Below are 12,712 nucleotides of genomic sequence, written 5' to 3'. Positions count from 1 at the left end.
CGTTTGTCATTTTGCACAGGAAAAACATTGCAGCAGCGATTGCCGCGCACCGTGGTCATTCTCGGCTTGGTCAGTTTCTTCAATGACTTTGCTTCGGACATGGTCATTCCGTTGATTCCAATCCTGCTGGTGACGGTGCTTTCTTCCGGCCCTGTCGCGCTCGGTTTAATTGAAGGCGTTGCCGATGCCGTGGCGAGTTTTTTGAAGCTGTGGTCGGGGCGCCATTCCGACCGCTTAAGCGGCAGGCGCAAGGGGCTGACGCTGTTTGGCTACACGCTCTCCAATCTGGCGCGGCCGTTCCTGGGGCTGGCAGGGAACTGGCCGCTGGTGCTGGTATTGCGTAGTCTGGATCGGGTTGGCAAAGGCCTGCGCAGCGCGCCGCGCGATGCGCTGGTGGTGGATGTCACGCCGCCGTCCATGCTGGGTTACGCCTTTGGTTTTCATCGCGCGCTGGATAACGGCGGAGCAGTGATGGGCAGCCTCGCCGCCGCCGCGGTGCTCGCCTATTCCACGTTTACTTTGCCGCAGGTGATTTTGCTTTCCGCAGTTCCGGGACTCATTGCGGTGTTGTTCCTGCTAGTGGGAGTCAAGGAAAAACCCGCTCCCGTGGTACAGCCTCGTGCAGAACTTACGCCGCTTTCCTGGCGCGGCCTGTCGTTACCTATGCGGCGCTATCTGGTGGTGCTGGGATTGTTTACCTTTGCCCGTATTTCCGAAACTTTCATACTGCTGCTCGGTTACCAGTTGCGCATAAGCGTGGTGGAACTGCTGCTGTTGTGGGCGGCACTCAATTTCGCCAAGGCCGCGACCTCCACTTGGGGCGGGAGGCTCGCGGACAAACTGGGCCGCGGCCGGTTGATGTTGATAAGCTGGACCGCGTTCGCCCTGAGCTTTCTTCTGCTCGGCAAGGTGTCGGCAAGTGCGGAGCTGTGGGGAGTGACTCTTTTCTATGGCCTCTTCACCGGTTTGAGCGAAGGAGCGGAGCGGGCACTTATCGGGGATTTTTCCAGTCCAAGCGAACGCGGCACCGCGTTTGGCTGGTATTATTTGATTATCGGATTGACGGCGATTCCCGCCGGCCTGGTGTTTGGCGTCCTGTGGCAGTACCAGAGCGCGGCGGTGGCGTTTTTTTTCGCCAGCGCCATTGCCGCCACGAGTGCGTTGCTGTTGCGCGGCTGGGCGAGGATACCTTTCATGAACAGGGTCTGAAATGATTAAACTGATTTTTTTATTGGCGGCGGTGGCGGCGGGTGCGCTGTTTTGGATCAGCGTGGCGCGCCCCGGCAACATGCCAAGTATCGGCGATGCTGCGCCGAATTTTTCCCTTCCCGATCAAAACGGCGTGGTGCGCAATCTCAGGGATTTCGGCGGCAAATGGCTGGTGCTGTATTTCTATCCCAAGGACGACACGCCCGGCTGCACCCAGCAGGCCTGCACCTTCCGCGACGATTTGCACCAGCTCACCGCCATGGGCGCGGAAGTGGTGGGCGTGAGCGTGGATGACAGCACCAGCCACGCCGAATTCGCCAGGAAATACCATCTGCCTTTTCCGCTGCTTGCCGACACCAAGGGCGAAGTGGCGGAGCGCTACGGCTCGATTTACAACCCGGGCTTCTTCAAACTGGCTAAGCGCAATACCTTCCTGATTAATCCGCAGGGAAAAATTGCCAGGGTTTATCTCAAGGCCGACACGTCGCGCAATTCCAAAGAAGTCATCGCAGACCTGAAAGTGCTGACCGCAGGAAAATAGTCGTTTTACACGCGGCGCGAATGGAGTATGATGCGCGCCTAGTGCGGTCCAACTGTCCGGTCTGGGCCGCCGACCCTCGCGGTATTCCTCTTAACACATTGTTATCTGCCTAGACCGGTCCCGGGCGCAAAGCCCAGGTAGGCCGATTTAGGAGCAAAGAACCTCTCTCACCAATGGTCACGTGTGCGACGGAAAGCGATTTTGAAGCCAGTTTTAGGCGCAAGCGACGCCGTTTGGTCATTCCAAACCAGGAGCGAGCAACGACAAAATGGCGCAAAGTGCGCCCCGGACTCGGACTCGCGCAGCGTGGCGCGGGGAGGGGCGAAAAGGCCGTCGAAAGCCAGCCATTTCCGGGCGCACAGCTCGTCGCTCCCGCACCTAGCTTCGCCGCCGGGTCGCGACGGCCCCTGTCCCGAAGGGTTGCGGCCAGAAAAACCGGCTGCGTCGTTGCTCGGCTTGCCTATGTTCAACATATGTCCGCGCCTTCGCGCCTCGCATCCGGCCTTTCTGGCTGGCAACGCATCGCGCGACCATTGGTGAGAGAGGTTCTATATGTCTTTTGACTCACTCGGCCTGTCAGCTGAAATTCTCCGCGCCATCGCGGAACAGGGTTATGTCGAGCCCACGCCGGTGCAGGTGCAGGTGATTCCATCAATACTTTCCGGCCTGGATGTGATGGCCGGCGCGCAGACCGGCACCGGCAAGACCGCGGGCTTCACCTGGCCGCTTTTGGAGCGGCTCAAAATCCACGCCAGCACCAGTGCTTCGCCGGCGCGCCATCCGGTGCGCGCGCTGATTATCACTCCGACGCGGGAACTGGCGATGCAGGTGGCCGAAAGCGTGGCGGTCTATGGAAAATACGTCGCGCTCAAGTCCACGGTGGTTTACGGCGGAATCAACATCAATCCGCAAATCAAGGAACTGCAATCGGGCGTGGAGATTCTGGTGGCGACGCCCGGCCGGCTGCTCGATCATGTGCAGCAAAAGACGGTCAATCTTTCCAGAGTGGAAATCCTGGTGCTCGATGAAGCTGACCGCATGCTCGACATGGGTTTCCTGCCGGATATAAAAAGAATCCTCGCGCTCCTGCCAACGAAGCGCCAGAACCTGCTCTTTTCGGCGACATTCTCCGACGAAATCAAGCAGCTCGCCGATCAGCTTCTCAACAAACCGGTGCTGATTGAAGTGGGGCGCCGCAACGCCGCGGTGGAGACCGTCACCCATGTGGTGCACCCGGTGGATCACAATCGCAAGCGCGCGCTGCTCGCGCATATCATCAAGCAGCAGAATTTGCGTCAGGTGCTGGTGTTCACCCGCACCAAGCACGGCGCGAACCGCCTTGCGCACCAGTTGCAGCACGACGGCATTCAATCCACGGCCATTCACAGCAACAAGAGCCAGCCGCAGCGCACACAGGCGCTGGCCGAATTCAAGAGCGGAAGAGTGCGCGTGTTAGTCGCGACCGACGTCGCGGCACGCGGTCTCGACATTGATGAGCTGCCGCACGTGGTGAATTTCGAGCTGCCGCATGTGGCAGGAGACTATGTGCACCGCATCGGCCGCACCGGCCGCGCCGGAAGCGCGGGTGATGCGGTGTCGCTGGTGTGCGCGGAAGAGCACGAACAGCTCAAGGACATCGAACGCTTTCTCAAATTCAAGCTGCCGGTGGAGATTATTCCGGGCTTCGAGCCCGGTCAGCCATTCCGCGGCGGCTCGCGGCCAGGATCCCAAAAAGAAGAATCGCCGCGTCCGACGCCACAGCGCCAGGCGCGCGAAATCCAGCCGCAATCGCCGCGTGAAGTCCGGCCGCAACCGCCGGTCTTAACCGAGCGGACCACACCCCGGCAGCCAGCGGCCAAACCGCTGCCGGCATTGTTCCAGCCCCGGCCAAAGTCCGGCAAAACTGATTTGCCGTGATCCGGTTCAAAGGCCATGATTGATTTCTGGCGCAGTTGCGGGTTTCATTGTTTAAAGCGCGACCGCGACGGCAGCCTGGCGGTGACGGATGATTTCCTGCGCGGTTATTTCCTGCGCCGCGAGCTGCAACCGGTTCTCGAATCCTGTGCCGATGAATTGGCTCTGCACCAGGCGCTGATGCGCAATCCGCGCCTGGAAGTGAATGAGGAAGAGCTTGCCAAAATCGCCGATGCGGATGCGCGCGAAAACTACCGGGTGATGCTACGCTTCCGCGAACGGCTGCTCGCCGCGCCTTCCCTTGAAGCTTGTTACATCGCGATTTTTCAGGACTGCAACACCACGGTGCCGCCGCTTTTCATCGACCAGATGATGCAGGTGATTTTGCGCCATGTGCTGGGCGAAAAGCCCGAGCCGCTCGCCGTGCGCGCCGCGGAAATGCTGTTTCGAGCGCAGAAAATCAGTTTCAGCGACGGCGCCATTCTCGCCGCGGATGCCGAAACGGTCGAGACGCATGAAAGCGGCGCGGGTCTGGGCAATATCGGCCGCTTTCTCATGGAAGCGCAGGCGCCGCTCAGAAGCGCCACGTTCACCGTGCTCAATGAAGACAATGCGCAGGCGTACTGGGAAAGGGATGAGCGGCACGATACGGTTTTGGCACTCAACCCCGCCGACGCCGGCTGCGCCGCATTATGCCGCGTGCTGGAGGCGTGGGTGGAGCATATTCACCAGGTGCAAGTGAGAATCAGCCCGGTGCCGAAAATCGAAAGCGAAGAATGGGTCTGGCACGTCGGGCTGGATGCCGAAGCGAGCGCCATTCTGAACGATATTTATCAGGGCGAGGAAGTGGCGGAAGAACGCCGGCAGCGGCTGCTGTGCCTGTTCCGCATGGATTTTCTCAATCCTTCCGATATGCGCGCCGAACTCGCCGGGCAGCCGGTGTTTCTCGGCATGGCGATGAACGCGGACAGCCTGCTGCGGCTCAAGCCGCAGAATCTGCTCACCAACCTGCCGCTGGCGCGGCGCACATAAACGCCCGGGCGGCCAAAGACTCTCACCATTTCGGTCAGGAGCGCATGTCTTATGAGGAGCAGGCGATGCGGGCGTGCCGGATATTGAAAGCGGAAATATTTCCCTTATGGCGCACGCCGCAATGCTGGAAATAAATTAGGAGAAAATGGCGTAGTGGATTCCGGAATGGCTTACCGGACAGGGTTTGTAGTTTCCCCGTCGTCCTCGTCCTCTTCGTATTTTTCACGCGGCGGATTGCCGTCGTAAACCAGACTGCGGCGACGCTGCAAATAGGCTTCGCGCAAGAATTCATAGCGGTCGAGCGCCGCCGCTTCCAGCACTTTATCCAATTCCAGGAGGGTGGCGCGGGTGTTGACAATTTTCAGAAGAAACACCAGATTGCGCGAGTAGGGGTCGTCGATGCTGTTGGTGATGGGATCAAAAAACAACTGAATCGCAGTTCCCATGCCGTCGCGCGCGGTGGTCGGCCCGAACAACGGCAGCACCAGATAAGGCCCGTTGCCCACTCCCCAGTAACCCAACGTCTGGCCCAGGTCCTCGTTGTGCTTTTCCAATCCCAATTTGCTGGCAATATCTAGCACCCCCAATAATCCCACCGTGCTGTTAATCACCAGACGCCCCACATCGGAGGCTGCCTGCCTGATTTTGAGCTGCAGCAGATTATTGGCGGCGATGGTAAAGTCTCCCAAGTTGGCGAAAAAATTGGTGACACCGGTGATTGCCACGTCCGGCACGACCAGGGTGTAACCGATCGCCACCGGCTTCACCACCGCTTTATCCACCGCGTCATTGAAGTTGAACACGGCGCGGTTCACTGACTCGAGGGGGTCTCTGGGGTCGCCGGTGCTGGCGCAGCCGCAAAGCGCGGCGCAAAAAAACAGGCCTGGCAAAAAGTACACGATTTTTACCTCGTTGTTGCTGCTTGAACGGAGTATAACGACGATTGGCTGGTTGCGCGTGTGCTGGCGGATTCAAGCTGCCTGGCTGTTATAATAGGTATATTGGTTCTCGGAGCTTTTTGAAAGCAAGGCGACCCAACTTGAAATCTGATTACCAGCCAGAGCTTATCATGAACGCACCGCAGAAATTCGCTTCACTAACCCTTAAAAATCCCAAACTGCTGCGCCAGCAATGCTATATCAACGGCGAGTGGGTGAATGCCGACAACCAAGCCGCATTCGCCGTGACCAATCCGGCGGACGGCTCGCAGCTTGGCACTGTGCCCAACATGGGCGCGTCTGAAACGCGCCGCGCGATTGAGGCGGCACACGCCGCCTGGCCAGCGTGGCGCGTTAAAACCGCCAAGGAGCGCGCTGCGGTTTTGCGGCGCTGGTTCGAGCTCATCATGGCCAATCAGCAGGATCTCGCCGTCATCATGACGGCGGAGCAGGGCAAGCCGCTCGCCGAAGCCAAAGGCGAAATCGCCTACGCCGCGTCTTTCATTGAATGGTTCGCCGAAGAGGGCAAGCGTCTTTACGGCGATACCATTCCGCAGCCGCTGGCCGACAAGCGGCTGCTTGTGGTTAAAGAACCGGTCGGCGTCTGCGTGGCGATTACGCCGTGGAATTTTCCCACCGCGATGATTACGCGCAAAGCCGGTCCCGCGCTTGCCGCGGGCTGCGTGATGGTGGTGAAGCCGGCGGAGCAGACGCCTTATTCTGCGCTGGCGCTCGCCGTGCTGGCGGAAGAAGCCGGAATACCCAAAGGCGTGCTGAACGTGGTGACCGGCGACGCGCCGGCCATTGGCGGCGAGATGACCGCGAACCCCCTGGTGCGCAAACTCACGTTTACCGGTTCCACCGAAGTGGGCAAGCTGCTCATGCGCCAATGCGCCGGCACGGTGAAGAAAATCTCGCTGGAGCTCGGCGGCAACGCGCCGTTCATTGTATTCGACGATGCCGATCTGGATGCGGCGGTGGCAGGCGTGATGGCGTCCAAGTACCGCAACACCGGGCAGACTTGCGTCTGCGCCAACCGCATTCTGGTGCAGGACAAAGTTTACGATGCGTTTGCCGCAAAGCTTGTGGAAAAGGTAAAGACGCTAAAAGTCGGCGGCGGAATGGAAGCGGGCGTGACCCAGGGTCCGCTGATAGATCAACAGGCGCTGGCCAAAGTGGAAAACCATATCGCTGACGCGCAGCGCAAGGGTGCGAAAGTATTATTGGGCGGCAAACGGCACGCGCTGGGCGGCACTTTCTTCGAGCCCACGGTGTTGACCGATGCGACGACGGAAATGAAAGTCGCGCAAGAAGAAACTTTTGGTCCGGTGGCGCCGCTGTTCCGCTTCGAGACCGAGCAGGATGCGGTGCGCATCGCCAACGACACCGAGTTCGGCCTGGCGGGATATTTTTACAGCCGCGACATCGGCCGCATCTGGCGCGTCGCTGAAGCGCTGGAATGCGGAATGGTGGGTGTCAACACCGGCATTATCTCCAACGAGGTCACGCCGTTTGGGGGAGTGAAGCAATCCGGCATCGGCCGCGAAGGTTCTAAATACGGCATCGAAGAGTTTGTGCAGGTGAAATACATTTGCCTCGGCGGCATTGACCGACTGGACGCCTAAAGATCAGGAGTTGGCAAATGGCGTTCATCCAACCGCCTCCGGAGCTTGGCAATCAGTACAGCGATGACCGGGTGCTCCGTTCCTATCTTGCACGCGCGTTGCCGCCCGCCATGCTGCGCGACATCGAACCCGGGCTCATGGAAATGGGCGGGCTCGCCGGAGGCGCGCTCTATCGCATGCAGCTGGCGGACCGCCTGAACGAACCCAGGCTCACGCAATGGGATGCGTGGGGCAACCGTATTGATCGCGTGGAGGTCTCGCCGCTGTGGCGCGAAGCCGAGCGCATCGCCGCCACACGCGGGCTGGTGGCGATTGCCTATGAACCCAGGCACGGCGTTCATGCGCGGCTGCACCAATTTGCGCTGGTGTATTTGTTCACCCCATCCACCGATGTTTACAGTTGCCCGCTGGCAATGACCGACGGCGCAGCGCGCGCCCTGCTGCAATCCGGAAACCAGGCGCTCATCCAGCGCGCCGTGCCGCATCTAACCAGCCGCGATCCGAAATATTTGTGGACCAGCGGCCAGTGGATGACCGAGAGCATCGGCGGCTCGGACGTCGGGCTGTCCGAAACCGTGGCACGCCGCAATGAAAAAGAAGAGTGGCGGCTCTTTGGCCGCAAATGGTTCACTTCGGCCATCACCTCGCAAATGGCGTTGACCTTGGCGCGCCCGGAGGGCAATCCGCCGGGAGGACGGGGACTCGCGCTCTTTTATGTGGAAACGCGCGATGCGGAAGGCAGGCCCAATAACATGGTTGTCGACCGTCTCAAGGACAAGCTGGGTACACGCAAGGTGCCGACCGCGGAATTAACTCTTGACGGCACCAAGGCCGAACTGGTGATGGATTCCGCCAACGGCGTACGCAACATCGCCCCTCTGCTCAACATTACCCGCACCTGGAATGCGGTGAGTTCAGTGGCCATGATGCGCAGGGGAATTGCGCTGGCGCGGGACTACGCCCACAAACGCGACGCGTTCGGCGCGAAACTTGCACAAAAGCCACTGCATGTGGACACGCTTGCGGGATTGCAGGCGGAAATGGAAGGCGCGTTTCATTTGACCTTCCACATCGCGGTACTGTTGGGTCGGGAGGAAACGGACGGATTGGAAAGCGGGCAGGCGGAATTGCTGCGCATATTCATCCCCATCGCCAAGCTCACCACAGCAAAACAATCAGTGGCGGTGCTCTCTGAAGTCGTGGAAAGCTTCGGCGGCGCGGGTTATGTCGAGGACACCGGCGTGCCTACGCTTTTGCGCGACGCGCAGGTGTTCCCCATCTGGGAAGGCACGACCAACGTATTGGCACTGGATACGCTGCGGGCGGTGCAGGCGGCGGGAGGGCTGAGCATGCTGCGCCAGGAAGTGCTGCGCTGGCTTGCCGAGGTAAAAGAGCCCAGCCTCGTGGCCGCTGGCGATGCCGTAAAAAAAACTTTCGCGCTCGCCGAGGAATGGTTCAAGGGCGCGGCCCAAGTCGGGCCGCCGTCCCTGGAAGCCGGAGCGCGGCGTTTCGCCATGACCCTAGGGCGCTGCCTTGAACTCGCTTTGTTGCTCAATCATGCGCAGTGGTCTTTGCAGAATGAACATGATGGAAGGACGGCCGCTGCAGCCAGACGTTTTTGCGCGTCGGGCGTGGATTTGATCAAGGACATGGATCCAGGCGACGCGCAGCAGCTCGCCAACGATGTGCTGGAATAAAGTTTAAATAAGCAGTGGCGATTTGCGGAGCGAGATTGCCAGTTTCAGTCCGAGGCCAACAGAAAATCACGCACGATTTTGATTTGGTCGTCCGTCATCAGCATCGGCGCGTGGCCGATGCCGGGAAGCTCGACCAGTTGCGTAGGCGCCTCGCGCTTGCACATTTTCTCCGCGGTTTCCCTCAGCAGCAAATCGGATTCCGCACCACGCAGGATCAAGACCGGGCAGCGCACGTTTTCCCAGAAAGACCACAGCTCGACGTCCTGAAAGATGGTGGCCTTGAGCGGCGCGCCGATAGCCGGGTCGTACTTGAAGCCATAACGGCCGTCTTCATGTTGCTTCACGCTATGCAACGCGAGATGGCGCCACTGAGCATCGGTGAGCGGGCCGAACGGCGAAGATACTTTTCGCACATAGGCTTCGAATTCCTCAAGGCTCGCAAACTGCGGATCCTTGCCCACGTATTCGCCCAGCCGGCGCAGCGCTGCCGCCGGAACCAAGGGCCCCACGTCGTTCATCACCAACCGCCGTATCGGCGATTTCGGCTGCGCCGCGATCATCATGCCAATTAATCCGCCCATCGACGTGCCGACCCAGTCTATGATCGGATTTTTGACGCGACCAAAAATCTTTGCCGCTAAATTGAGAATTTTCGAATGGCCTCCGGCCCCAAGCCGCGCCAGCAGCGCTGCCATGTCGGCAACATATACCGTATAGTTGTAATCCTCGGCGTGGCCAAGCCGCTCGCTGTTCCCGCGGCCGGGCATATCGGGGCAGACGACCCGACAGTCGCTTTGTAATGCCGCCGCCAGAAAATCGAAATCACGCGCGTTGCGGGTAAGGCCGTGCACGCACACCACGACATGCGCATTGTCCGGGTTGCCCCATTCGGTGTACGCAATGCGGTGAAAGCCGTGCGGGCCAAGGCTCAGGAAACTGTGTTCGCGCATTTTAGTTCTTCGCCGGCTTGGTTATTTTCCGGCCCAACATTCCACAACCACCGTTTTAATCCATGCGCAGTCATTGCTCAGGGTGCTGAACCCATAGGAGTTTCCCCGCCCTGCATTGCCTTTGTCCATTTTTCTGATTTTCTCCGCCTTGATGTTGGCCTGGTGTGTGGCCAGCCCCATGCGCTCGTACTTCTGCTGCTCGATGATGATGTTTTCCGGCGGGCTTTCGGCGAACCACACCCATTCATCAACAAAATCGTCGACCAGTGCTTGCATCACCTGGTATAGCCCGTCCTCGATTTTTTCGCGAGGTGCTAGTTCCTGGTAACCGTTGCTGCGGCTTTCCAGGTTATAAGTCCAATGTTCCGCCCATTCGGTATCCAATCCATCGCTGGCGTAAAGCTCGGCCTGGTTGTCCCGTTTGCGGATTTTGAACAAGGCGTGTTGTTTACCGGTGAGAAAATATCCGGCGTACTCGCTGGGGCCGATGTTCTTGAAAACGATGGCCTGCCTGAGATAACCGTTTTCTTCGACTTCGATGTCCAATTGCAGAGGGCTGCTGATGCGCTCGGAGTCGGCAAGCGATCGGGTGTGTTGGTCAGCAAGCTTGCCGTTCTGGATCAGCGCGCTGCCGCTTACCCCATCGCGGTGGTTAATCCATTCCACTTTGATTTTCAGGTCGGGGAAGGCTGCCGAAGTTGTGACGAAGAGCGGGAAGGGGATGCCTTGATTGGCTTCGAAGCGGTAAATCAAGTCTTGTGAAATATATTGTTCCCGGAAGTTCTGAACAGCGCTTTCTTCGGAAAGCAGGGTGTTGATCTGCTGCTTGAACGCTTCCAGCAGTCCAATATCTCCATTTACTGTCACGCTGGCTTGGAATGCTGCAGTCATCTCGGATTCAATTGGAAAGGGCTCGGCATTTTGCATACGACTTTATTCGTTACCGCATTATCGCACTGGTCAGCCGATAGAGTCTAAAGCCGTCTGATCCACGAGATAGCACTGCTGCGAGGAACACTGGGAAATCGTGGAATGCATGGCGAACTCCGGCGGGCAAGGTCAGAAAAAGGCTAATTTTTACAACCGTTAATCTTCAGGTCCCAGGTTCAAGCTCTGGTCGGGGAGCGCAACTGCAATCGAGAAATCATGCCTGCTTGGCTCACTGTCGTTGACCTTGTTGGCGATACGGCAGATACTCTAGGCGCTTGGGCGGGGACAACCCAATCCAGGCAGCTGGAGCTAGTGCAATGTAGCTGGGAGCATAAAACCGTCGGGTATAGCGCTTACTCAGCTTTGAAAACAAGGAGTACCTTACCCACAGCGTATCCCACATAACAGCAAGCGTCCCCTTATTATAAAAAACAGCTAGTCACGTGCCTTGCTGCAATTAGATCGCTGGAAAGCGGAAATAGTGTCCGGCAACTTCGAGAAATCCAAAATCATTCAGGAGGGTACTATGTCAAAAATGAGCGCTTTGTCTCTAAGCATCGGGGTTCTGGGAGGTTTAGCTGCTTGGGCATTTCTTTCGTTGGGAGGCATCCTCATCTGGGCGGCATTCATAGGCTGGGCATGTTTTTTCCATACGGGCGGCGACAATAATGCCCTGCGCAACACCATAGTGGGCAACGTCTTCGGGTCGGTCTCTGCCTGGATCGCTGCAGTGGTCATTCTGTCGATCCCGCTCGCGGATAAGTTGACCTTGCCGTTGTGGGCGGGCATCGTCGTCGGCGTTACGGTCTGGGCGATCTGCTACGCCGCCAACATCAAGGCATTATCGGTAATCCCGGCGAATGTCTACGGATACGCAGCCACGTTCGCTTTCCTGCTGCAGACGCCTGACAAGCTGAGTCTCTCGAGCCTGATGTCCCTCAGCCTCGACAACGCCGTCATCACGGTTTCGCTCTCGTTGGCAATCGGCGCTGTCTTGGGCTTAGCCTCCGCCAAGGGCGCTGCCGCGCTTGGTTCGGGCGCTGCATAGATCTTAAGACTCAAAACCACCCGGGCTGGATGCGAGCCGGTGCCGCTCCACAGCGGAGTTCAAAATCCCGGGAATTATGTTACGGAAATGAACGCCGAGGGGCATACCCCCTCGGCGTTTGCTTTTGGAAAATCGTAATTGGTGGAGGCGGCGGGAATCGAACCCGCGTCCGCGAACCCTCTACAGGCAGTTCTACATACTTAGTCTGGCTGTTTAATTTAACCGGGGCGCCGCCAACCGACGGGCTACGCCACGGCGAGTTACCTATTGTTTAGTACCGCTCAAAGTAGCCCTGGGCGGCACGAGGCTCTATGTATGACTCTGCTCTGGCTTGCGCCAGCCGACCTAGAACCAAACCGGTGCAGAGTTAGCCGGTATTAAGCGGCTAAAGCAAAACGCTCGTCGTTCGCGTTTAAAGATTTCCAGTGGATTTGCGAGGGAACTGGTCCTCGGTATGCCCTGCGCTGCTTTGTGACCCGCGTCGAAGCCAGGTCGCCCCCAATACTCATGATGCTCCAGGAACCGCAAAGTTCACTCTGGAAGCGTCATTCTAGCAAATCGACGGGCTGGCAGGGTGTTGAAGAACTCTCCGGGAGCCGCGTTTACACGAAAAATGCTCAGATGCAAGGCGCGTGACGAAGGTCGTAGCCAAGACTACGATGCCGAGGAGCGCAACGCAGCAGATGAGCATTTTTCGTGCAAACCCGGATGGGGCGTGGCTTTCCGGGCGGTCTGCTTTGTCGCTCGCCTTGCGAATAGGCAACGGCTATTCGACGCGGCTCGCTTCGCGCATCCCATCCCGGAAAGCCGACGCCGCGGCCCCGTGGA

Annotated in this window: 11 protein-coding genes and 1 other RNA gene; 8 read left to right on the top strand and 4 right to left on the bottom strand. The window is 58.7% G+C overall.

Annotated features, from left to right (window positions below):
- Window positions 1-27: 27 nt before the first annotated feature.
- From VHE58_10125 to VHE58_10110, 4 genes are all read left to right on the top strand, one after another.
- A complete protein-coding gene (locus tag VHE58_10125) occupies window positions 28-1,209 on the top strand; it encodes an MFS transporter (protein HVS27627.1) in 1,182 nt (393 codons plus the stop codon).
- Between the two features lies 1 nt (window position 1,210).
- Window positions 1,211-1,750, top strand: a complete 540-nt coding sequence (locus VHE58_10120; GenBank protein HVS27626.1) for a peroxiredoxin — start codon at window positions 1,211-1,213, stop codon at window positions 1,748-1,750.
- Between the two features lie 552 nt (window positions 1,751-2,302).
- Window positions 2,303-3,667: a DEAD/DEAH box helicase gene (locus VHE58_10115; protein HVS27625.1), complete on the top strand. Its 1,365-nt coding sequence runs from the start codon at window positions 2,303-2,305 to the stop codon at window positions 3,665-3,667.
- A 15-nt stretch (window positions 3,668-3,682) separates the two neighbouring features.
- Entirely contained in the window at window positions 3,683-4,696 is a 1,014-nt protein-coding gene (locus VHE58_10110) for a DUF6352 family protein (GenBank protein ID HVS27624.1), read from the top strand.
- A 170-nt stretch (window positions 4,697-4,866) separates the two neighbouring features.
- Here the strand turns inward: VHE58_10110 and VHE58_10105 are convergent, their stop codons facing one another.
- A complete protein-coding gene (locus tag VHE58_10105; GenBank protein HVS27623.1) occupies window positions 4,867-5,595 on the bottom strand; it encodes a VacJ family lipoprotein in 729 nt (242 codons plus the stop codon).
- A 170-nt stretch (window positions 5,596-5,765) separates the two neighbouring features.
- Between VHE58_10105 and gabD the strand changes: the two genes are divergently transcribed.
- Together gabD and VHE58_10095 are read left to right on the top strand one after the other, a co-directional pair.
- On the top strand, window positions 5,766-7,259 hold the full coding sequence (gene gabD / locus VHE58_10100; protein ID HVS27622.1) for an NADP-dependent succinate-semialdehyde dehydrogenase: 1,494 nt from the start codon (window positions 5,766-5,768) through the stop codon (window positions 7,257-7,259).
- A 17-nt stretch (window positions 7,260-7,276) separates the two neighbouring features.
- The gene (locus VHE58_10095) at window positions 7,277-8,956 is read left to right on the top strand and encodes an acyl-CoA dehydrogenase family protein (protein ID HVS27621.1); all 1,680 of its coding nucleotides are present in this window, start codon (window positions 7,277-7,279) and stop codon (window positions 8,954-8,956) included.
- Between the two features lie 44 nt (window positions 8,957-9,000).
- Here the strand turns inward: VHE58_10095 and VHE58_10090 are convergent, their stop codons facing one another.
- A complete protein-coding gene (locus tag VHE58_10090; protein HVS27620.1) occupies window positions 9,001-9,906 on the bottom strand; it encodes an alpha/beta hydrolase in 906 nt (301 codons plus the stop codon).
- A gap of 21 nt (window positions 9,907-9,927) precedes the next feature.
- Complete coding sequence (locus VHE58_10085; GenBank protein ID HVS27619.1) at window positions 9,928-10,797, bottom strand: hypothetical protein; 870 nt, start codon at window positions 10,795-10,797, stop codon at window positions 9,928-9,930.
- Window positions 10,798-11,284: 487 nt separating this feature from the next.
- On the opposite strand from VHE58_10085, the gene VHE58_10080 reads away from it, so the two are divergent.
- Window positions 11,285-11,884, top strand: coding sequence for a DUF1097 domain-containing protein (locus tag VHE58_10080; GenBank protein HVS27618.1), 600 nt, complete (start codon window positions 11,285-11,287; stop codon window positions 11,882-11,884).
- 139 nt (window positions 11,885-12,023) lie between these two features.
- Here VHE58_10080 and ssrA read toward each other — a convergent pair.
- Window positions 12,024-12,384, bottom strand: a transfer-messenger RNA (tmRNA) gene (gene ssrA / locus VHE58_10075).
- 113 nt (window positions 12,385-12,497) lie between these two features.
- Here ssrA and VHE58_10070 point away from each other — a divergent pair.
- On the top strand, window positions 12,498-12,712 hold a 215-nt coding region (locus VHE58_10070; GenBank protein ID HVS27617.1), incomplete at its 3' end, for a hypothetical protein.

Source organism: Burkholderiales bacterium (assembly GCA_035543335.1).
Taxonomy (GTDB): Bacteria; Pseudomonadota; Gammaproteobacteria; order Burkholderiales; family JAHFRG01; genus JAHFRG01.
Note: the sequence above shows the minus strand (reverse complement) of the source record. Positions and strands in the feature narration are given on the sequence as shown.